Origin of the sequence: Kaistella sp. (assembly GCF_032060305.1) — a bacterium.
GTDB lineage: Bacteria > Bacteroidota > Bacteroidia > Flavobacteriales > Weeksellaceae > Kaistella > Kaistella yananensis.
In genome coordinates, this window is record NZ_DAMBHK010000011.1 from 1 (window position 1) to 22,130 (window position 22,130).

Here is a 22,130-nt window from a genome sequence, read left to right on the forward strand (position 1 = left end):
TTCAACTGAATTGATCGCAGCCATTGATTTGTGAAGATAGCAGGCAAAAAACGACGCTTACTTCCCAGCTTACTATTTCTTCCATAGAAATTTCATACATGTCTCTACGGTGAATATTCACCTTGATGATTTTTAAAATTAATGGCAGGCTCTGTATTAGACCTGAAGACTTGTGAGAACGCTGTGATTATCAACAAATATTCTAGTCATGAAAGGTCATCGAAATAATCGTGTTTAATTTTAATACATTGTTACTCAATGGATTTTCGATATTCTGTTTAATGAAGAATCCCTCTATTTCGGTCTTTTTCGATTTCAGTTCTCGGAAATTCCCACATTATGCGTGGTCTGTGTGATTGTGGAAAACTTTTGGCTCTAAAACGTTGGTTTTAAGAGATATGTATTTTTTATCCACATTGTAAATCCCTATTTTTGTTGTAATGCGATCGGTAAGGCAGCTTTCTTTTAAAGATTTTAAACTGTCTCTTCCGGGTTATTTTCATGCGTAATGATGCCATAACCAGAGCGAAGCAGATCAGTAAGAGAAAAAAATTGGACGCAAATTATGAACGATAAAAAGAAAAATGAAAACCGGCCATCGTTTCGCCAGCCTTCTTTCATGCGCTCCGGCACCCAGCATGAACGTGAAAAGCTGTATTAAGACAATTCCGATATGATGAGGCTTTTCAATATCACTTCCAGAACTTTACAGCGCTGGCGTGACGAAGGCATTATTCCCTTTAGGAAACTTGGCGGAAGGATTTATTACCACGCGCAGCAGGTAGATGATCTGATGATGGGTGATCACCGTGATGAAGAATAATAGCATGTTTATCATAAACAAAGACCGCAGGAAGATGATCTTCCTGCGGTCTTCTTTTGCCCGGTAAGCAGTGCAGAAGAACTTACTGTACCACCATCGTGCCCAGATACACCGAATTGCAGGCAGCCTCCTGTTCGGCATTTTGGAAGAAGGCGTAAACATGTACCGATTTGCCAGCCCACAGTTCCGGCAGAACAACAGCTCCGGCTCCTGCATCGCGCTGTTCCGGACCTTCATGAATAGCAAACTCCCCGGAATCTTCCTCGAAGATTGCCGTGCAGAAGATGTCGGTGGCCTTGGCCATCATCTGGCTGCTGTTGTCGTCCCAGGTGAAGTTCAGGGTCTGGTCTGGAGCTTCGGTCACCGTGATGTTCTGGAAGCCCGTTAGGGTTCCTTTGGTCACAATCACCTTTTCCATAAGCAGTAATGCCTGCCCGTTCTCTTCTGCCACCACCTCCCGGAGCAGATAACTTGCTGCCAGATTCACTCTGGATTTCACTCCCGCATTTTCACCGTAGAGCCGGCTCTGCATGCTGCGCAGTGAATTCTGAAATTTAATCGCCAAGGCAAACTTCTCCCGCTGCATAAGCTGCGCTGGGGTTGGGTTGCTGCCTGATGATTTCGGACGGCTTCTGATCACGTCCATTCCGCGCCAGTTGGCGCCTACTACTGTACCTACGGTACCGCTGAATCCTCCGAGGATTCCTTTTCTGATTGTTCCCATAATTTGGAATTTTAATTGTTTAACAGGTCAAATATAAAACGCGTAAAATTCTTATGCAAGTATTTGATTAACAAATAGTTACATCTTCATTCAATTACTTTTATCTGCGTCGGAACGCGCTAAAATTGTATGAATTTCAGCCAAAAACTTTCCAATGCAGCCGGATGCTTTATTCTTCTTTTTTCTGCGTTTGTTTACTGGGTCTGTCAGTCAAATTCAGCTGGTGTTTGCAGGTTTTATTTACTTTCGCTGATTGACTTTGCGGTTTGGTTAAAGACAATAACTTACCTATTTTGTCACTTTTTGTCACTTCCTGTCTTTTATTTTCGGTTTTGTTTTATGTTTTGTTGCGGAATCCTTTCGGAGTTGTTGCCGGTTCTTCCCAAAAAACTGTGATTTTGGGAAGGAGTCCGCAAGGAGGGTGCAAGGAGAGCTGAATAGTATGTTTTTCTATAAGAGGAAGTTGCTATTTTTTAAAATTATACATAGAGATTTTACATTTCCATTAAATGAATTGTTTGAAAATCACCTAAAAACCGTACTTTAGATTTTTTAAGTATAGTTGCGGTGTTCAGCGATGCAAATACTATAGTTATAAGATTGTAATAGGTAAAAGTATATATGGAATTTACAAGAGATCAAATATTAGAAGCAATAAAGAAAATAGATCACCATCCAGCTTTGAAAAATGGCAGAAATTCTTCTACATATGATTTAGTCTTTGAGGGTAAAAAATATCCTCCAATTCTTGTCCTTTCGGAAGCCAATAAATTAAAAGGAGAAAAGGAGTTGTATTTAGCAGATTTCGACGATAAAACAGATATTCCTTTCAAAATATTATCTGAGAACGGATTTGAAATTATCAAAAAAGTAAGTGCTAGTCTGTCAGATAAATTTAAAAAGTTTTCATCTATTTATAAAGCAGAATGGAATAAACAGCATAGTAAATCTCTTGAAAGCTATAAAATACTAGTTAATGATGTACCTAAATTAATAAGAGAGAAATTCCCGTTAAATCAACATATAACTATAAAAGGCTCAATAGGAGCTGGTGTTAATACAGCATATCCCTGGTTAGGAATATTTGATAGGCGTGTATCAACGGGCGCTACAAATGGTTTTTATATTGTCTTATTATTTAGTGATGATTTTGAATATTTATACTTGACGTTAAATCAGGGAGCAACGGTTCAAGCAAAGGAGGTCATTGAGACTAATAGAAATTTTGTATTGGGTGTTAAGAATGAACTGAAAGGTTTCATTAGTGGGAAGCTTCCTATGAATAGCTTAGTTAGAACAATCCATTCCAATGCGAACAAAAATGGTGAGAAATATGAGAAGACAAATATTTATTACAGAGAATACAAGATCTCAGAATTACGGGATGAAGATTTAATTACTCATCTCAATGTACTTCTAAATTTTTATGATAAATGCGTAATGAAATTTACAAATGAAGAACCAAATCCGTTAAGCTTTAAAATTGATGATTTTAAATCAGATCTTAAGAAGGCTAATTTCCAATTTTCATACAATTTGATTCTGCGCTTTATTGCTTCAATTGCGACTAAACCTTTTGTAATTCTAACAGGCCTTTCGGGATCAGGTAAAACGAAACTTGCACAGTCATTCGTGCAGTGGATATGTGGAGATCAAAATCAGTACAGAATTATTCCAGTTGGTGCGGACTGGACTAACCGAGAACCATTGCTAGGTTATCCAAATGCATTAAAACCTGAAGAATATGTTAAGCCAGACAGCGGTGTCCTTGATCTCATCATAGAAGCAAGCAGAAACCCTGACTTGCCATACTTTTTAATTTTAGATGAAATGAATCTTAGTAATGTAGAACGTTATTTTGCCGATTTTTTAAGTGTAATGGAATCGAAAGAAGAAATTCCTTTGTATGCCGAAGGTACTGTAGATAACGGAGTGCCTTCCAAACTTAAAGTGTCTTCCAATCTATCCTTTATTGGAACCGTAAATATTGACGAAACTACTAATATGTTCAGCCCTAAAGTGCTTGACAGAGCCAATACCATTGAATTTCGTGTAACGCAGGAGGAAATGAAAAACTTCTTGGGTAACATCAAAGATATTAACATTGATGCTTTATCAGGCAAAGGTGCAGGCATGGCTGGAAGCTTTTTGAAAATGGCTGCGAACAGGGAATTTGCCACCGAAGATATTGCCGAAATCAATGCTGCCCTAGTTCAGTTCTTTGGAGAATTGAAGAAAACCGGTGCAGAATTTGGCTACAGAAGTGCGACCGAAATTATGAGATTGATTAATCAGCTTACCGTTTTGGATGGCGCATTAAAAACTAGTGATAAAATCGATATTGCGATTATGCAGAAGCTGCTGCCTAAGCTTCACGGTTCACGAAGAAAGTTATGTCCTGTACTGGAAACACTGGGATCTTTCTGTGTTTCGGGTGAGCTTAAAATCATTAAGGATGTTTTTGATAATGCAGACTTTGATTTTAAGGACGAAAAAGTACTGTTTCCGCTGTCACTTGAAAAAATAACACGCATGTACCGCGGTGCAATCGATAATGGATTTGCGAGCTTCGCAGAGGCATAACAAATGATGGCGCTAGATAGCATAAACATAAATCTTGACTCAATCCAAGAAGGTTTGCGGCTCTATATTGATGCCCGCCGATCGGCGACTTTGTTTGATGCAGCAGATGACGCAGAGCAACATAATGAAGCTCGATTTCAACTAATGGAAGGGAATTATTATGATTATCAAATCAATGATGCTGCCTTTTTGTTAGGTGATATTGGGGAGAATATTGTTCAACAGCATCGCCGCACAACCAACGTTGGTACTCTCGCTCCCAATATTTTTGTTGGTACGCTCACGATACCGGTGCTAAAAAAGGAAACTTTAGAACAGTGTGGCACAGTTATACTGGAAGTACAGTCATTGAAGACTGGATATCGGGATGATTATCGAGATATGCTGGAACTAATCACAGAAAAATGTACCGACTTATTATTACAGGCAAACTCCCCTGTCTCCCAACATATTGAGGTTGATTACACCAAAGACAGTGAGACTCTTTATCAAAAATTTTCTTTTATAAAATCGGTGATAGGTACCAGTGAATTTATGGAAGCTGTGCACAGAATTGTGACAGCCCCGGTAACTAAGTGGACTGAAATAATTGAGGAGAAAGACATTAGAACTGCAAGAAGGTTTTCAAATTCCAATATAAAAGAAATCCTAAAAGGCGGTAAGCGAACTCAACTACCCGACAATCATTATCTGCTAAGCTATGGTATTAAAACCTTACCGGAGCGCATAACCAGTATCAGAAAAACAGATTCAGTTGATACACCGGAAAACCGTTTCATCAAGCATGCGCTTGAGAATTTTCTGAAATTTTGTACGGATATTAATAGCAAAGCAAACGAATTCAGACATGCGAAAATGGTAAGTGAGTCAGAGATAATAATCCGTGAACTGGAGGCACAGCTGCAACATAGCGTTTTCAAAGAAATTTCAAGACCTACAACCTTAAAGCTTAACAGTCCGGTATTGCAGCGGAAAGCAGGGTACCGGGAAATATTACGGGTGTGGCTTATGTTTGATCTGGCTGCTAAACTTATATGGACCGGTGGCAACGATGTTTATAGCGGAGGAAAAAAAGACATTGCTACACTGTACGAATACTGGCTTTTTTTTAAACTTCTGGATTTAATACAATCCATATTCGATATTGATCCTACAGAAATTTCAGAATTAATTAAAGAGACACCAGATGGTTTGAACCTCCAAATAAGGCAGGGTAAGTTTACTGCACTTTCTGGTATTTATGATTCTGGAAATAGAAGATTGAACATTCGTTTCAATTATAACAGGACATTTTCAGGTAGAAAAACCTATCCAACTTTTGGTAGCTGGACAACCACACTTCGGCCGGACTATACACTTTCATTTTGGCCTGTCGGAATTTCCGAAGCGGAAGCGGAGGTACAGGAACTCATAGTACATGTACATTTTGATGCAAAATATAAGATAGCCAACTTAACTGATTTCATACCCATAAATGAATCATCCAAAACTACAGATTTTGGCGAAATCTCTGAGTTTCGGCTGGGCAACTATGATTGGGCTTATATCTTAGAATCTTTACTAAAAAATGATTTTGCTGGATATGACAATAACAACAGATTAGTGCTAAAAACATTATTTTGGGAAAGTGTAAATCAATTAGGAGACATCAAAGGGAAGTTATTTGATGAATTGGTCGAAAATATTCAACAATCTATTTTAAGTAAAGAGAAAACCGAAAACCGCAAGGGCATTTACAAGAATGCTGATCTTTTAAAAATGCATGCATACAAGGATGCTATTAGGAGGACTGGCGGAGCGTATGTACTTTATCCAGGTGATCAATCAATCAACCAGAAAGGATTTCATGAAATTATTCCCGGCCTGGGAGCTTTTCCTGTAAGACCCTCAAAAACCGACAGCGGAATTGGAGAGCTTAAAGCATTTCTTCTTGAAATAATTCAACATTTTTTAAACCGTAACTCACAACGGGAAAAGATTGCTTTCAGAACATTTGATATTTATAAAAACCCACCTGACTTAGATAGCATTATCAAAGAAAAGCTCCCAGAGGCATACAACAGAAACAGAGATTTATTGCCTGATGAAACGTATGTGCTAGTGGGTTACTACAATTCTCCCGAACAATATGATTGGATATGCAGAAGTGGTCTCTATAATTTTAGAATGGGTAGTGGTTCTGGATCACTGCTTCTTGACAAGGATACCGTAAATGCCAAATATCTGTTGCTTCATACTGCAGGCAGTACAGATGCCCATGAACTATGGAGAATAGTGAGCAGAGGACCAAAAGTATACTCAAAGGACGATTTAATTAAAAAAGGCTATCCCGCACCTTCTCAAGAAAATTATTTAGTGATGCAAATTGAACCCGTTACTGACCAAGAATTTAAAGGAATGAGGTGGGATTTCAAAAAGCTGAAAAATTACAAAAAAGGAAATGCTTCTGCATTTCCCTTTGTAACTAGTTTAGCGGAATTAATGCTGAATAGAATAAAATAGTGTATTTACTTAGATTTGCAGTGCAACATTTGCAAATATGATCTTATTGTTCGTGGGTTATATTTGTTAATTTCTTTGGCAGAAAGCTGTTAAATAAACCTCTCCCATAGAGTCTGGATTGACGTATGTCATATCTATTTCAAAATTTTTAATACTTAAGGTATTTAAAACCAATCCTTTTTTATCATACGTCGTAGTTTGAACTATACCTATTTGTTTTTCTTCGCAGTCAAATTGCCATAAAGTTACTTGATATCCATCAACATACTTTCTCTGTCCTTCTTTGTTAATATATTCGAGTTGTGGCGATTCGATTTTAATCCAAGCTTTATTTTCAGAATTGGGTTTATAATAGTACGAATTGCTGTCAGGAGCTGAACCAATAAATTCCCATTCATTAGTTTGCGAATATAAGTTGCTAAATAGAAAAATTGTGGCTAAAAGTAAGATGTTCTTCATTTAATGAATAGATATGTGAAACATTTTTTTTCTTATTCTCAAATATCTATAATTATTATTTTCCTAGCAAGTTTTTATTAAACATTGCAATGTGATTTTTATCAATGTAAAGGAATTTGGAAATATGTCCATCTTAATAGAAACCTTCCAATTCCTCCATTGCTATAAATTTTTTCTTACCTTTAAACTTCAATTCAGGCTCTGCGTATAATCCGTTCCCAAAAAGCAAAACGCATAAAATCGCCCAATTAAATCTCCCGTAAGCCCTTTCCAGAAGTACATCCCAGAGGTTGGGCCGTAGTTGCGCCGTACCAAAGGAAAGTTAAAGTGTAGGATAAGGAAACAATACTGCAAGGATAAGTAACCTGTAAGGCATAAGGAAGTCGCAGTCATTGAACGCGATTACAGGCGAACCTCAAAAAGTGGTTCCACCGTGCAGATCCTCCAGAAAGCCGGCAAGCTGACAAAAATCTTTAAAAATGGTGCAGCCTTTTAAACTGCGCCAAAAACCTCTTATGCGTGAATTGCCACCGAAGGAAATTAAATTCCCAAGGCACTGCTTAAAGAGACTTTATCATAAAAAAGGCTATATTTGCCACTCAACGGGTGAATCGTGTGCAAATCACGAACTGTCGCGCAACCGTAATCTGCAGGTCCAGAAAGTCGGATCCCCCTAAATACTTTCGCGATTTGAAGTAAAAATCCGCTGTGGATTTTTATTCATTTTATTGTTTTAATTTTAAAACTTAACAGAGATGAATTACGAAGAAAAGGTTAAATCTTCTGAAACTCACGTTTTTAAAGTCGTATTCCCCAATACAACCAATCACCACAACACCATGTTTGGAGGCAAAGTAATGGAAATGATGGACGAAGTGGCCTTCATGACTGCCACGCGTTTTGCCCGCAAATCTTTTGTGACGGTAAGTTGCGACCGCATAGATTTCAAAAACCCCATTCCTGCCGATACCCTGGTAGAGCTGATTGGTAAAGTAAAATATGTAGGGAACACCAGCTTGAAAGTGAGTATCGATGTCTTTGTAGAAGATATGTATAACGAGAGCCGGGAAAAAGCAGTCTCCGGAGACTTCACGCTGGTCGCTATTGATAAGGATAAGAAGGCAACCAGAATTTTTGCGCCCTAGATAAGTGTTTACAGAAACACCCTGATGCGTACCTGATGATTAACAGACGATCGAATCCTTTGCCTTAAAAACGCAAACCTGCAACCCGTGACCCGTTCCTCTGATTTAACATTCCTCAATACAACGGCAAACGAAAAAGCTCTGAAAGTGGAAAGAACAGTTTAGCAATATTTAATAAACTTTTAAAAACACCTTATGGAAACTACAAAGCACTGACCGCCTTGATGCAGAATCTTCAGATTGAAAATGCTGCGGCTGAAGAGTCAGTGCATGATCGGTTTGGCGGAGCCATTTTCAGACCTAAAAAAATAGGGTTAATCGATACAAAAAGCCACTGCATTGCTGCAGTGGCTTTACATTAATAATGAACTGAAATATTTATTTTTTAATCAGCTTCACCGTTTGGATTCCCTCATCGGTAATGATCTGAAGCAGGTAGATTCCCTGGGTAAGATCCTGAATATTTATTTTGCGGTCGGCGATCAGTGTTTTTTCAGCTGCTTTTCTTCCATCCGCCGAGATAATCACCACGCGGCTTATTTTCGCAGTTCCCGTGAAGGCTACGGTTTCGCGTGCGGGATTTGGGTATATCTGAATTTTAAGGTGACCGGCTGCCTGCTCAGTACCCAAAGACACATTATACGCAAGAACCGCTAATGAGGATGTAGACTCGCATCCGCTTACCGTCTGCGTCGCATAGTAGGTGGTGTTGTTTACAATAAGGGTCTGGGCCGGAAGTTCATTCTGATGCAGTGCCGCATCCACTGCTGAAGCGTACCATTTGATATTGCTTCCGTTAACCGTCAATGCACTAAGCGCATCACCGGCATTAAAACTCTGTGTCGCCTGTCCTGCGGGTGCCGAAGTGGAGGATACCGTGAGTACCGCAGTATTGGTAACTGCTGCTGGAGTACATGTTCCTGTTGCGATTAACCGGTATACATATCCGTTCATTGAATTGGTAACGCCCGTAATATTCAGACTCGCGGACGTCACTCCGGAATAGATTCCTCCGTTGCTGATATTTGTAAATCCTGCACCTTGATCTACCTGCCACTGATAGCCTGTAGCATTTACTACAGTAGCGGAGAATGTTGTAGCCGCACCTGCACAGACTGTTTTTGCCGCAGGCTGCGCGGTAATAGCCGGCGCGGATTTCACGGTAAGTACTGCGCTGTTGGAGATGGCTGGCTCACAGAGACCTGTGGCTACCATACGGTATTTGCTGCCATTAAGGGACGCCGGTGCTCCGGTGATGGTAAGGGTAGAATTGTAGGCACCCGAGTAGATACCACTGTTGGTGATGTCCGTAAATCCAGCGCCGCTATCCACCTGCCACTGATATCCTGTAGCATTGCTGGCTGCAGCGAAAATCTGCGTGCTGCCTCCTGAACATATGGTGCTTCCTGTAGGCTGTGCTGTAATGGTTATTGCTGGATTTACAACGATTGTTTTACTTACACTATACGTGCAGCCGTAAGGGTCTGTATAGGTGTAGGTGATGGCCTGGGTTCCTGCGGCAGGATCAAACTGGCCACCGGTTACGCCGGTTCCGCTGTACGTTCCTCCTGCAGGAAAACCTTCGGACAGGTTATAAATTGCACTGTTGGTGCACAACACGGGGAAATCGGAAAGTGTGGCGACGTTGCTTCGGCAGAGCGAAGTTATAGAATAGCCCGCCGATCCAGAACATCCGCTCGCATCATTGACGGTCACAGTGAAATTGAAAGTTCCTGTAGCGGTAGGGGTTCCGGAGATTGTTCCTGCTGCTGAGAGCGATAATCCCGGCGGAAGCGCCCCTGAGGTCATCATAAAATTCGGTGCTCCAAGCGCACCGGTCTGCGTAAGCTGTGCAGTGTAGGCAACCCCTGCCTGCGCATTGGCCAGTGATCCGGAAGGGGTCATGGCAAATGCCTGGCATACATACGGGCTGTAATCCACCTGATCAATCCCGATATAATCTGAATTGGTACCTAAACTTCCGGCACCTGTTACAAAATAGCGGAAGGCAATCCGTCCGGATGTTGGTGCAGGGAGTCCTGAAACGGTAATCGTAAACTTAGTCCAGACCTGAGGGTAAACATTCGCCACCAATGTGGGATTGATGCTGAGAAGCACGGTGGTGAAATCACCAACAGCCGTGGCACCCGCGCCTACATTGGTGCTTGCGCCATTGGTGCTCATACGCACTTCCAGACGGTCCGGATAATCGGTCTGTCCACCTCCTATAGTTGGTTTCCGGGTATAAAAAGTAAATACATCACCATTTCTTAAGGTTCGGTTTGGAGTCATGAGCCAGTTGCTGATGGTCCCTGTACTCCCCGTACTGTTGAAGTTGACTGCAATGTAGGAGTTTGCAGCGCCATTAAATGAGTTAAAAGGCCCGGGCGTTGGAGTCGCGGTGGTGGAGGTGCCCTGAAACCAGCTGAGCGATCCCACCGGCGAACTGTTGTTCTGCATAACCCACCCACTTCCGGCCAGGGTGGAAATGTCATTGAAACTTTCTGTAAATGTCTGGGCAAAGTTCAGCTGTGCACAGAACAGAAAAACTGACATTAATAATTGGAGATAAAGTTTTTTCATTGTTAACTGTTTAATAATTGATTGATTGTTTGAGGAATGATTTTTTACGGTTGATCTCAGCATTCATTCTTTGGTGGGCTGCATAGAAAAACCGACGGCAAAATAAAGTGAATGCATGCTTTCTGACAAAAAAGCAGGGGGGACAAATAGGGGACAAATTTATTTTTCACTATTATTCTGCTGTGATTGAATAATTTATATATGGGCGTCGCCGGGCTTTTGAAGTCTGATCAGGATTTCAGGACCGGAAAATGTTTACTGACCGTGTGAAAATTATCCCGGCAGTTTTAAAATTTCCTCCACAGAAAAAGGTTACCGGAATGGTAACCTTTGATCATTTTAAAGAACACTTATTTCTTAATGAATTTCACCTGCTGTTCACCTTTCGCGGTGGTGAGTTTAAGCACATACATCCCTGCAGGAAGCTGAGTCACATCCAGGTGATCGAGTGATGGGTTAGATTTTACCTTCACCACTTTGCCGTCTGCAGCGTAGACCTGAAGATTCAGTACTTTCTCTTTTGAAGCGATCTTAAGAACATCAGTTACCGGGTTCGGATAAATGTTGATCAGTTTGGAGAGATCTGCCGCGGAGGTTCCCAACGTAGGATCCTGCTGTACTTCGAGTCTTAAGGCGTACGATTTAGCAAAATTGCTTCCAAAATCCTCATTGTGTGCCCAGACGCCTAAAGGATTACCCGGCCAGTTCACGAAAGTAGTTCCCGGCGTGAAGATATCGTTGGTCATGCCAACGGTAAGTATGGCATCAAGTTCTACCGCGGTAAGCACATAGGTGCCCGGCGCTAGAACTACCGGTGCGCCTGCAAAAGAAAGGGTAGTGGTCAAAGCTGCGGTACCTTTGGTCTGGGTCGCCGTTTCTGCGATAATGGTCAGTGGTTTGCCCGTGGCAGGATTCACATTCCATAAAGCCAGACGGTAGGTGGCAGCTTCTGCACTTTCACCGAAACTCACCGTGGCTCCTGTAGCCACAGACGTTACTTTGGTTGTGAAGGCCTGCCCCAGATACCCCTGTGTATTGGCACCAATTCCCAAAGTGCCTGCAGGAACACCGCTGTCGCGAGCCATGGTAGATTCTGTAATTTGCAATTCTAGGGATTGCTTCATGTTGTTCGTAGGGTTTTGGTCCGGAGAAGCCAGAGCCACTTCGTAACGGATCCGGTATTTTCCCTTCGTCAGCACCGGCATCGCCGGAAAATCCGGTGAAGATTCCTGTTGCGGATTCAGCGTCATGGCCACTGACAGCACTGTAGCGATAACCTGGTCCGTTTCGTTAATCAGACTGGCTCTGATGCGTGCACCGGTAAGCGTTGCCGATCCCATGTTTTTAATCGTGGCATTTAAAGGGAGGCCTGCGGCAGAATGAGAAAGTGGGTATTGGGTATATTCGTAATTCTTTACCGCAGTAATGGCAGCGTCAGTATTGTTCAGAGCAGACACTTCAACATCATCAATGACAAGAATAAATTTATCGGTGGAATTATTGCGGAAGGCAATTCTGAAGGTTTTGTTTCTGTAACTGTTCAGGCTCACACTCCTTTCAGTCCAGCTGCTGTTTTCTGCCGCAATGTTAAAGAGCTGAACCGATGAGGTGAGCTGATTGCCCATCACTCCAGGTCCGCCGGTAGGCTCTGTAGGATCCACCATAATTCTTACCTCATATCCATCCGCATATGCTGGATCATAGGCTTTGGCATTCCACTTTAAGACTACATCGGCACCGGTATCGGGTACCGTGATTTTTGGGGTCCACATCCAGTCGTCTGCCTGTCCTGCCGGTTCGTAGTACGAGGTACTGAACGCTACGGAATCAATCACGTTGGTCTGAAAATCTTCCCTTCTTTCCCACGCCTCATTCACATAGCCAACCTGGCTGAAGGGAGTTTTATTATCGACGTTCCGGAGCAGCCATCCCGGAGGGAAGTTATAGGTACCCGGACCGCCGGTGGCAGATCCGCTGATTCCGTCGAACGTTTCTTTGAAAATTACCTGTGAATAACTGAAAATTCCCAGCATAATCAACAGGAAAACTGATAATCGTTTTTTCATAATAATGGTTTAAAAAATTTGTCGCTAAAAGTAACATCATTGATCGAATGCACCAAAAACGAGAGGGGGACAAATGAGGGACAAAATGTTGTGCAAATCAGTGATATTGGTAATCAGCTGTTTAGCTGTTATTCGCTCCTGGTAAATGATGAACTTTATGCACTTGCAGACTGAAACACGATAGGAGAAAGGGCAATCTGTGGAAATACGCTTAGTCCATCCTCAAAGGAACGTGATGGACTGTACAGAACAAACCTCCTTTAAATGGTTTTGAAGAAGGTTTTGCAGTGTTAAGATTTCGGATGAGCTTTATCCTTTTCGTGGCATCAGTTTACAGCTTCATCAGTTTTGTAATCTTCGGACTTTCGCTGCTGTTAATTTTTAACAGATAGTTGCCCTTCGGAAGGTCAGAAATCTGATATTCATCGGCACTTCTCAGCACTTTTACCGTTCTTCCGCCGGCATCTTAAAGGCTTTCAGCGTCTTTCTTTGTATAGGGAATCTCCGGTAATGTCCATAGAACTTCGCCCATCATCGGGCTTTTAACAGGTATATTATACGCATGGCAGAGGTGCAGATCTGCTTTCAGGCCTATCGCAAGGTTCAGGGCTAAACGTGCAGCGTTTCTGGAAGGATTTGAGAAATCGGTGGGTACAATAATCGTTCTCATAACTTGTGTTTTTAGTGATTGAGTAACTTCCAACCTCGTGTCTTGCATCGGATTTGAACCGTGGAGAGAAAAGAACAGTAAAACACGGGATTGTCTTCATCATGTTTTATTTATAGAGTAAAGTTACGAAATTTCATGTCTGATGTAAATTATTTATCCACTGATTTATAGATGGATATGAACAGTGATTTCGTTTCAATGTAAATATTGACTGATGATTCGTATTTAAAGTTTTTTAAAAAAAATATATCATGGTATTTATATTTATCGTAATATTGCAATATTAAAACATGATCAAAAATTTCTACTATTATGGGACTTACCAAAACAGAACATTTTACTGATGAACAGAACGAGATGGCTGTACTGCTGAAAGCCATGGCTCATCCTGCCAGGATTGCCATTATTGAATATCTGCTTACCACCAACACGTGTATCTGCAATGATATTGTTGAGGTACTTCCTCTTGCACAGCCTACGGTTTCGCAGCACCTCAGGGAACTGAAAAATGCAGGAATTATTCAGGGAAGCATCGATGGCAAAGCCATTAATTACTGCATCAATAAGGAAACGATTCAAAAGTTCGACTCCTTCATCAACCATATTTTCCATAAAATGGATTCCCTCGAAAACAACAGATGTTAAAATAATAACCTTCAAAACCATTCATTATGAGACTTTCAGAAATCAAGAACATTCTTACCAACCTTCAGGAACTGCATTTTGTCTTAGAAAACGGAGAACAGGTTCCAGACCATTTCCATGTAACAGAAGTGGGGCAGATCAACAAAAGATTCATCGACTGTGGCGGCGTGATGCGCGACGAAAAAGCCATCAACTTCCAGCTTTGGTTTTCCACCGATAACGACCACCGCCTGGAAGCTGAGAAACTCAAAAAGATCATTGCCCTTTCCGAAGATAAACTCGGCCTGGAGGACGTAGAGATCGAAGTTGAATACCAGCAGTCGACCATCGGCAAATTCGGTCTGGATTTTAATGGAAAAGAGTTTGTGCTTACGACTAAAACCACGGCCTGTCTGGCTCAGGATGCGTGTGGAATTCCTCAGGAAAAACCGAGAGTAAAACTTTCAGAACTACAGTCCGCAAGCTGTGCTCCGGGCTCCGGCTGCTGCTAGGGTTTAAAGTCCCTTTAAAGAGTGTAAAGCGATAACCATATAAAAAGTAAAACCATGTTCAAGAATATAAAAGAAAGCATTGAGGTCATTTCCATTATGCCCGTTTCCGACGAAAGAAAGGAAATCCTTAAACCTCTTGCTGGGTTCATTCAGAAAAAAGCAGATGCCGGGGAAAGGATCAACCTGAACTTCATCTGTACCCACAATTCGAGAAGAAGTCACCTTTCCCAGATCTGGGCACAGGTGATGGCGGAACATTTTAACATCAGGAACGTGTATTGTTACTCCGGCGGAACAGAGGCCACTGCCATGTTCCCGAAAGTGGCGGAAACACTCCACAGTCAGGGAATGGAAATTCAGAAGCTGTGTGACACCGACAATCCGGTATACGCGGTAAAATATGCAGAGAATGCACATCCGGTCATCTGTTTTTCCAAGAAATATGATGATACCTTCAATCCGGTAACCGGTTTTGCGGCGGTGATGACCTGCTCAAATGCCGACGAAGGTTGTCCGTTCATCACCGGCGCAGAAAAACGGGTGGCAGTAAAATTCGAAGATCCCAAATCCAGCGACGGAACCCATGAGATGGACCGCACGTATTATGAAAGAAGTCTGGAGATTGCTGCTGAGATGTATTATGTGATGAAGGCTGTAAAAATGTAAAGACGATGAAAAACATTAAAATCCTCGGCACCGGCTGTGCCAAATGCAAATCCACTTACGACAATGTAATGAAAGCCCTGAACGATTTGGGCATGGAAGCCAATGTGGAGAAAGTGGAAGATATCATGAAAATCATGGAGTACAATGTGCTTACGACTCCGGTTCTGATGATTGATGAGGTAATGAAAGTAAAGGGCAGAGTGGCCGACGTGAACGAAATTAAAGAGTTCCTTAAAAACTGATGCCATGGAAAAACAAACCTTAGTGAAAGAAATCTGCCCCACCACTACCCAATCCTGGATTGCGGAAGGTGCTGTTTTGGTGGATGTCCGTGAGAAGAATGAAGTCATGAAGCTCCGTTTCATCGCGCACGAAATCATCTATATTCCTTTATCCGAATTTGAAGAACGCTATGCCGAACTTCCGAAAGACAGAAAACTGGTCATGGTGTGCGACTCGGGTGCCCGAAGTTTACGTGCTGCAGGTTTTCTGGTGAATCATGGCTACGGAAATGTGGTGAATATGGAGCATGGGTTGAAACGCTGGGTTGAACGCGGTTTCGCAATTGGCGGCGATCCTGCTGCAGTGACCGGAAACAGTGGGGACTGCTGTTCCACCTCCGGCTGTTGCTAGCATTTTTTAGTTGAGGAAAAGATGACACCCTCAACTTTAGCCTTAATTTTAACCTCAACCTCACTACCATGTTCGACTGGATACAGCATTTTGCCGACTGGCTTATTTACACCGTTTTCAGTATCGGCGCCGGAACACGGCTGGGTACAGCGCTGAACTTCTTTGTGTATGACACACTGAAGATTCTGATCCTGCTTTTTGTAATCGTTTTTTTAATGGGTATTGTCAACGCCTATCTGCCGGTCGAGAAACTGCGCGACTATCTGCAGCGCAAAAAACTGTACGGTCTGGAGTATTTCTTTGCGTCTACATTTGGTGCGGTTACGCCGTTCTGCTCATGCTCTTCGGTGCCGCTCTTCATCGGTTTCGTACAGGGTGGAATTCCTTTGGGTGTTACCTTTTCATTTCTCATCACCTCGCCTTTGGTCAATGAAGTGGCGGTTGCAATGTTCATTGGAATGTTCGGTCTGAAGGCAACGGCTATTTATGTAGCCTCGGGTATTCTATTGGGTACGGTTGGTGGCTGGCTCCTGGGAAAATTTAATTTGGAACCCCTGTTATCGGACTGGGTGAAGAAGATTATGGAACACAAAATGCAGCAGGGCAGATTCGAAGAAGAGCAACAGACCTTCCGCCAGCGCTTACCCGGAATAACCCGTGGCGCCTGGGATATTGTGAAAGGCGTAGTCCTGTACGTAATTATTGGTATCGCCATTGGTGCAGCCATGCACGGTTATGTTCCCGAAAATTTCTTGGGTAAGTATCTGGGTGGTGGACAGTGGTGGGCCGTTCCGCTCGCGGTGCTTGTTGGTGTACCCATGTATGCCAATGCTGCAGGGGTGCTGCCTGTTATTCAGGTTTTTGTGGCGAAAGGCGTTCCCCTTGGAACTGCCATTGCATTCATGATGGCGACAGTGGGTTTATCCATTCCGGAGGCGACCCTGCTGAAGAAAGTGATGACCATGAAACTGATCGCTGTCTATTTCGGCGTAGTAACGCTGTTTATTATTATCTCAGGATATGTATTTAATTGGGTGCTATAGGTTATGTATTCTAGTATCCGCTGTTATTTTATGACGTAACACCATGATGCATGTATCGGTACTGTAAACTTAAAACACAAAAATAATGCTTGAATTGTATGATACTATTGTTATAGGAGGCGGACAAAGTGGTTTAGCGTGCGGTTATTACCTGCGAAGAGCGAAACTCAACTTTATGATTCTTGACAAACAGCCGGTTTCGGGTGGGTCTTGGCTGCATGCATGGGAGAGTCTGACGCTTTTTTCTCCGTCAGAATACAGTTCGTTGCCTGGCTGGTTTATGCCAAAATCTGATCAGCAATTTCCGGTTAGAACAGAAGTAATAGACTATCTGCGGAAATACGAAGAACATTATAAGCTTCCTGTGAAACGCGGTGTTGAAGTGAGTAAAATCACAAAAGAGGCCGGTATTTTTCAGGTGTATACCGCTCAGGGTGTTTTCATTGCTAAATCTGTAATCTCTGCAACAGGAACCTGGGGCAATCCCTTTGTTCCAAAGCTGGAGGGAATTGATAAGTATAAAGGCTTTCAGATTCATTCTGCAAACTATAAAACCCCGGATGATTTTGTAGGACTCAAGACATTAATCGTCGGTGAAGGTAATTCCGGTGCGCAGATCGTTGCGGAAGTTTCAAAGGTCACTGCAGTAAAGTGGTCAACCAAAAGACAACCTGAATTTCTTCCTGACGAAGTTGACGGTTATTACCTTTTTAATGTCGCCTCGGCAAAATACAAGGCTGAGAAAGAAGGGAAACCTTTTGATGCATCTCAATACAACTTAGGAAACATTGTGATGGTTCCGCCTGTAAAAGAGGCCCGCCAAAGAGGGGTGCTGGTTTCTGCGGGCACTTTTCGGCAGCTTTATGACAAGGGCGTTGTATGGGAAAATGGTGAGAAAGAGGAATTTGAAGCCATCATTTGGTGCACAGGTTTCGGTTATGATACTTCTTACTTAAAATCACTGATACCGACGGACGAAAGAGGAATCGCTAACACCACAGAAAGTAAATCTTTGGACACTGATGGTTTGTGGTTGGTGGGTTATGGCGGCTGGACCGGATATGCCTCGGCAACATTGGTAGGTTTAAACAGAACAGCAAAGCAGACGGTTCAAGAGATTTTAGAATTTCTGAAATCAAATCATAAATAAAATGCATGGTAATACATGTATTAGAATAGCAAGAAAAGATTTTTCGGGCATTATAAATTTTTGAAATTAAACAATAAAATAAAACCTATGAAAATTGCATTATTCAGCGATATCCACGCTAACCTTCCGGCATTGGAAGCATGTTTTAAGAGTATGGACGCACATAAACCCGACGCGGTGTACTGCCTCGGGGACTTGGTAGGATATAATATCTGGCCAAACGAGGTAATCAGCGAAATTCGGAAACGGGGTATTCCCACGATTGCCGGAAATTATGACCAGGGCATCGGCCTGATGAGCGACGAGTGTGGTTGCGCTTATAAGACCGATAATGAAAAAGACATGGGCAAAATCTCAATCAGTTATACCAACAGCTTGGTAACACCCGATGAGAGACAATACCTCCGGACTCTTCCGTCGCATCTCCGTCTGGAATTTCAGTTGAACAGCGACAAATTAAACTTGCTCCTTGTTCATGGCAGTCCGCGGAAGATCAACGAATATCTTTTTGAGGACCGCGACGAGAAAAGCCTGATGCGTATTATGGAACAGGCCAATGCCGATATCATGTGTTTCGGTCACACGCATAAACCTTACCACCGGATTTTGCCTTCTGATATAAACCCTGATACCCATTTTCGGCATGCGGTAAATATCGGGTCCGTAGGCAAGCCCAAAGACGGTAATCCACAGGGTGGTTATGTCCTGTTGCATATTGATGAGAATGCTTCAGTTCTTAATAAGGATTCAGTTAAAGTAGAATTTATTCGTTTCGACTATGATGTTGAAAAAGCTGCAAAGGCAGTGGAAGAAAGTCCCCTACCAAATGCTTTTGCTGACATGTTACGAAATGGTGGTTAAATCTGGCAACTCATGACAAAATTACTTTTCATAACAATGCTGTACCTTAGTACTGGGCAGAACCTTGCACAGAAAATTCCGCAAAATGGGATCTACCAAACTGCAACGGATTTTCTGACCCGGAAATTAACAAATGGTTTTTTTTCTTCGAAGATAAACAAACTGAATGATAATAATAAGTCAATTCGAATTGAGAGAGAGGACAAAAGAACCGTTTATGAATCATCTGAAATCTGGGGTTTTAGAAAAAACGGAAAAGACTACAGAGTCTTTGAGAAAGAATTTTACAAGATTGATGAAGTAGGTCCAGTCGTTATTTACACGATACAAGATTATTTGTCTGCTGAGCAGCCCATCATGTTTTATTACCGGTTTTTTAGCAAAGATCTGAACGCCCCCATCGTTGCACTGACCCGCCGGAAACTTAAACGTCATTTTGCCAATGACAGTGCAGTAATCAATAAAATTAACAGCTTTCCAAAAAATCGATCCCTTAGCACTTGGAGCTCCGCATGTCGCTGCTTCCCAATAATCAAATCTCTTCAATAATAAAATAAAATAAGAAAATGTCTGCAAACAACTGTGCACCGCACGAGAGGAAGAAGCTTTCTTTCCTCGACAAAAACCTTACGCTTTGGATTTTCCTTGCTATGTTCATTGGCGTGGCGATTGGTTATTTCTATCCGAATTCATCAAATATCATCAATCAATTTTCCTACGGAACGACCAATATTCCGCTGGCCATAGGATTAATCCTAATGATGTATCCGCCTTTTACCAAAGTGCGGTACAAAGAACTGCCAAAGGTCTTTAAAAACACCAAAATACTGGGAATTTCCTTGCTCCTGAATTGGGTCATCGGACCGATTCTGATGTTTATACTTGCCGTTGTTTTTCTGCATGATAAGCCGGAATACATGATCGGTCTCATCCTGATCGGTCTTGCCAGATGCATCGCCATGGTCATGGTATGGAATGAACTGGCCGAAGGAAACCGCGAATATGCCGCCGGACTCGTGGCGATTAACAGTATTTTTCAGGTGATTTTTTACAGCATCTATGCCTTCCTGTTCATCACGGTATTGCCGCCGCTATTTGGAATCACAGGCTCCGAAGTCGACATTACCATCGCTCAGATTGCCGAAAGTGTGGCGATTTACCTGGGAATTCCTTTTGTCCTCGGATTTCTGACGAGGTATTTCCTTTTAAAGGCCAAAGGGGAGGAATGGTATAATAGGGTATTTATACCGAAGGTTTCTCCAATTACCTTAATCGCCTTGTTGTTCACGATCGTAATCATGTTCAGCCTGAAGGGGGAAATGATTGTCCAGATCCCATTTGATGTGTTGCGAATCGCAGTGCCATTGATGATTTACTTCGTGCTGATGTTTCTGGTGAGTTTCTTTCTCGGCAAAAAACTGGGCGCGGATTATTCCAAAAATGCGGCAGTATCATTTACTGCGGCTGGCAATAACTTTGAATTGGCGATTGCGGTGGCGATTGGGGTTTACGGCATCAATTCCGGACAGGCATTTGCCGGAGTTATCGGCCCGCTCGTGGAAGTGCCTGCACTCATTGCGCTGATCAACATCGCCTTCTGGCTGAAACGGAAGTGGTATCCCAGCGGAACTTGATAGGTATAGGCATAAGGGCATGGAGCGGCCTCCGTGCCCTTATTACGGTGTATTTTTTTCTTCGGGACTCTCCGGAACATTGTTTCATCTATTTTTCATAATTTAGAAAAACTGAAAAAAACATTGATTTTATACTTTAGAGATTGCTGTAAAAAAACATATAAACATAAACTCATGAACCGATTGACTTCCATAGTACTGCTGCTCCTGTTTTGCGCGTATTCAGGCACCCTGTCTGCACAGGCAAAATTTGAGAAAGAAAGCCGCATAAAATATAAGGATGTGCCTGCTGCTGCGATACGTTTCATTGATGCAGTAAACGATAAATGTAAACTGAAATGGTATAAAGAGGAAAGTCTTACCGGACAGAGTATTGAAGCAAAGTTCAGACGTAATGATGCGAAATACAGTGTTGAGTTTGACACCCTTGGTAAGGTGGCAGATATAGAAGTGACAGTGGATTGGGAAGGTCTAAATAATCAGCTGCGAAACGAAATGCTATCACAGCTTAAATCAGATTGTGTAGATCATCAAATTGTAAAAGTTCAGAAACAGTATACCGGAAGCGAATCGGATTTACTGTCTATGTTGAAGTCTGACACCGTCAGCCCGTCTCTCACTGTTAAATACGAACTCGTAGTAAAATGCAGCCGCCAAAAAGAAGTCAACCTCTTTGAATATCTGTTCAATGACAGTGGCAAAGTGATTTCTGCTTCAAAAATAATCTTTAAAAACAGTAGCCATCTTGAATACTAAGATCAGGTCCCTCATCTTTTTTTCAGTCCTGCTACTGCGGACGGATAAGGTTTTGTCACAAAGTACTTATCAGTGGGGAATACTGCCATCACTGAACTTAAACAGCAAACTGAAAAAGGACTGGTCGCTGAACACGAAACTGGAATCTCGGCAGATTTTCCAAAGCGGTGAGGTTAACGGAGCAGTGGAAGGCAATTATAAATATGTGCAAACCGATCTATCATTAATAGTGGCGAAAAAAGTAGGGCTAAACTCAAGAGTTGGGGGTGGTTATTTGGTCAGATTAAAAGAAGGCGAGCTTTTTCACCGGTTCATACAGCAATACAATGTGGTTCAAAAACTTTCCGGGTTCCGTCTGGCACACCGTTTTGTGACCGACCAGACCTTTTCCGCCATCGAAAAACCAGAATTTAGAGTACGATATAGAATTTCCTCAGAGATCCCTCTGAATGGGGAATCAGTAGACCCCGGTGAATGGTATTTGAAATTGAATAACGAATACCTGTACAATACACAGGCTTCAGAATCCGACCTTGAAATAAGAGTGGTTCCGCTGCTAGGTTACGATATCTCCAAAATTCTTAATTGGGAAACTGGTCTGGATTATAGAGCCAGCTCCGTTTTTAAGACCAACAAGCAGCACAGTTATTGGATAACCATTAATTTATATATTGACATATAATCAAGTCATTGGAG

21 protein-coding genes are annotated in these 22,130 nt (G+C 42.2%); 16 read left to right on the plus strand and 5 right to left on the minus strand.

The features are described 5' to 3' along the window. The first annotated feature begins 673 nt into the window (after positions 1 to 673). Positions 674 to 823 carry a helix-turn-helix domain-containing protein gene (locus V5N63_RS02645; RefSeq protein ID WP_332032714.1) on the plus strand — a complete coding sequence of 50 codons (150 nt, stop codon included), beginning with the start codon at positions 674 to 676 and terminating at the stop codon, positions 821 to 823. Between the two features lie 82 nt (positions 824 to 905). Here the strand turns inward: V5N63_RS02645 and V5N63_RS02650 are convergent, their stop codons facing one another. Then, on the minus strand, positions 906 to 1,547 hold the full coding sequence (locus tag V5N63_RS02650) for a DUF6266 family protein (RefSeq protein ID WP_332032715.1): 642 nt from the start codon (positions 1,545 to 1,547) through the stop codon (positions 906 to 908). A 621-nt stretch (positions 1,548 to 2,168) separates the two neighbouring features. Here V5N63_RS02650 and V5N63_RS02655 point away from each other — a divergent pair. Together V5N63_RS02655 and V5N63_RS02660 are read left to right on the plus strand one after the other, a co-directional pair. Continuing rightward, the gene (locus tag V5N63_RS02655; protein WP_332032716.1) at positions 2,169 to 4,130 is read left to right on the plus strand and encodes an MrcB family domain-containing protein; all 1,962 of its coding nucleotides are present in this window, start codon (positions 2,169 to 2,171) and stop codon (positions 4,128 to 4,130) included. Between the two features lie 3 nt (positions 4,131 to 4,133). After that, the gene (locus V5N63_RS02660; protein ID WP_332032717.1) at positions 4,134 to 6,632 is read left to right on the plus strand and encodes a DUF2357 domain-containing protein; all 2,499 of its coding nucleotides are present in this window, start codon (positions 4,134 to 4,136) and stop codon (positions 6,630 to 6,632) included. A gap of 66 nt (positions 6,633 to 6,698) precedes the next feature. On the opposite strand, the gene V5N63_RS02665 is transcribed toward V5N63_RS02660, so the two are convergent. Continuing rightward, positions 6,699 to 7,091: a surface-adhesin E family protein gene (locus V5N63_RS02665; RefSeq protein ID WP_332032718.1), complete on the minus strand. Its 393-nt coding sequence runs from the start codon at positions 7,089 to 7,091 to the stop codon at positions 6,699 to 6,701. A 755-nt stretch (positions 7,092 to 7,846) separates the two neighbouring features. Here V5N63_RS02665 and V5N63_RS02670 point away from each other — a divergent pair. Beyond that, positions 7,847 to 8,236, plus strand: a complete 390-nt coding sequence (locus V5N63_RS02670) for an acyl-CoA thioesterase (protein ID WP_088469027.1) — start codon at positions 7,847 to 7,849, stop codon at positions 8,234 to 8,236. Between the two features lie 378 nt (positions 8,237 to 8,614). Here the strand turns inward: V5N63_RS02670 and V5N63_RS02675 are convergent, their stop codons facing one another. The 3 genes from V5N63_RS02675 to V5N63_RS02685 all read right to left on the minus strand — a co-directional run bounded on the left by V5N63_RS02675 (position 8,615) and on the right by V5N63_RS02685 (position 13,555). Next, positions 8,615 to 10,819, minus strand: coding sequence for a T9SS-dependent choice-of-anchor J family protein (locus tag V5N63_RS02675; protein WP_332032719.1), 2,205 nt, complete (start codon positions 10,817 to 10,819; stop codon positions 8,615 to 8,617). Between the two features lie 350 nt (positions 10,820 to 11,169). After that, positions 11,170 to 12,885 carry a T9SS-dependent choice-of-anchor J family protein gene (locus V5N63_RS02680; RefSeq protein ID WP_332032720.1) on the minus strand — a complete coding sequence of 572 codons (1,716 nt, stop codon included), beginning with the start codon at positions 12,883 to 12,885 and terminating at the stop codon, positions 11,170 to 11,172. A gap of 466 nt (positions 12,886 to 13,351) precedes the next feature. Further along, positions 13,352 to 13,555: a universal stress protein gene (locus tag V5N63_RS02685; RefSeq protein ID WP_332032721.1), complete on the minus strand. Its 204-nt coding sequence runs from the start codon at positions 13,553 to 13,555 to the stop codon at positions 13,352 to 13,354. Positions 13,556 to 13,867: 312 nt separating this feature from the next. On the opposite strand from V5N63_RS02685, the gene V5N63_RS02690 reads away from it, so the two are divergent. The 12 genes from V5N63_RS02690 to V5N63_RS02745 all read left to right on the plus strand — a co-directional run bounded on the left by V5N63_RS02690 (position 13,868) and on the right by V5N63_RS02745 (position 22,116). Further along, positions 13,868 to 14,200, plus strand: coding sequence for an ArsR/SmtB family transcription factor (locus V5N63_RS02690; protein WP_088469030.1), 333 nt, complete (start codon positions 13,868 to 13,870; stop codon positions 14,198 to 14,200). A gap of 26 nt (positions 14,201 to 14,226) precedes the next feature. Beyond that, positions 14,227 to 14,691 carry a DUF6428 family protein gene (locus V5N63_RS02695; RefSeq protein ID WP_332032722.1) on the plus strand — a complete coding sequence of 155 codons (465 nt, stop codon included), beginning with the start codon at positions 14,227 to 14,229 and terminating at the stop codon, positions 14,689 to 14,691. A gap of 54 nt (positions 14,692 to 14,745) precedes the next feature. Continuing rightward, positions 14,746 to 15,357: an arsenate-mycothiol transferase ArsC gene (locus tag V5N63_RS02700; protein ID WP_332032723.1), complete on the plus strand. Its 612-nt coding sequence runs from the start codon at positions 14,746 to 14,748 to the stop codon at positions 15,355 to 15,357. A 5-nt stretch (positions 15,358 to 15,362) separates the two neighbouring features. Continuing rightward, the gene (locus V5N63_RS02705; RefSeq protein ID WP_332032724.1) at positions 15,363 to 15,599 is read left to right on the plus strand and encodes a thioredoxin family protein; all 237 of its coding nucleotides are present in this window, start codon (positions 15,363 to 15,365) and stop codon (positions 15,597 to 15,599) included. Between the two features lie 4 nt (positions 15,600 to 15,603). After that, positions 15,604 to 15,990 (plus strand): rhodanese-like domain-containing protein, encoded by a 387-nt coding sequence (locus tag V5N63_RS02710; protein ID WP_332032725.1) that lies wholly within the window; start codon positions 15,604 to 15,606, stop codon positions 15,988 to 15,990. A gap of 68 nt (positions 15,991 to 16,058) precedes the next feature. Beyond that, positions 16,059 to 17,033 carry a permease gene (locus tag V5N63_RS02715; RefSeq protein ID WP_332032726.1) on the plus strand — a complete coding sequence of 325 codons (975 nt, stop codon included), beginning with the start codon at positions 16,059 to 16,061 and terminating at the stop codon, positions 17,031 to 17,033. 85 nt (positions 17,034 to 17,118) lie between these two features. Beyond that, on the plus strand, positions 17,119 to 18,183 hold the full coding sequence (locus V5N63_RS02720) for an ArsO family NAD(P)H-dependent flavin-containing monooxygenase (RefSeq protein WP_332032727.1): 1,065 nt from the start codon (positions 17,119 to 17,121) through the stop codon (positions 18,181 to 18,183). An 87-nt stretch (positions 18,184 to 18,270) separates the two neighbouring features. Next, the gene (locus tag V5N63_RS02725; protein WP_332032728.1) at positions 18,271 to 19,044 is read left to right on the plus strand and encodes a metallophosphoesterase family protein; all 774 of its coding nucleotides are present in this window, start codon (positions 18,271 to 18,273) and stop codon (positions 19,042 to 19,044) included. Positions 19,045 to 19,056: 12 nt separating this feature from the next. Next, positions 19,057 to 19,593: a hypothetical protein gene (locus tag V5N63_RS02730; RefSeq protein ID WP_332032729.1), complete on the plus strand. Its 537-nt coding sequence runs from the start codon at positions 19,057 to 19,059 to the stop codon at positions 19,591 to 19,593. A gap of 17 nt (positions 19,594 to 19,610) precedes the next feature. Next, a complete protein-coding gene (gene arsB, locus V5N63_RS02735) occupies positions 19,611 to 20,678 on the plus strand; it encodes an ACR3 family arsenite efflux transporter (protein WP_332032730.1) in 1,068 nt (355 codons plus the stop codon). Positions 20,679 to 20,861: 183 nt separating this feature from the next. Continuing rightward, positions 20,862 to 21,434 carry a hypothetical protein gene (locus V5N63_RS02740; protein WP_332032731.1) on the plus strand — a complete coding sequence of 191 codons (573 nt, stop codon included), beginning with the start codon at positions 20,862 to 20,864 and terminating at the stop codon, positions 21,432 to 21,434. After that, a complete protein-coding gene (locus V5N63_RS02745) occupies positions 21,424 to 22,116 on the plus strand; it encodes a DUF2490 domain-containing protein (RefSeq protein WP_332032732.1) in 693 nt (230 codons plus the stop codon). Before V5N63_RS02740 ends, V5N63_RS02745 begins: the two co-directional genes overlap by 11 nt. Positions 22,117 to 22,130: the final 14 nt, after the last annotated feature.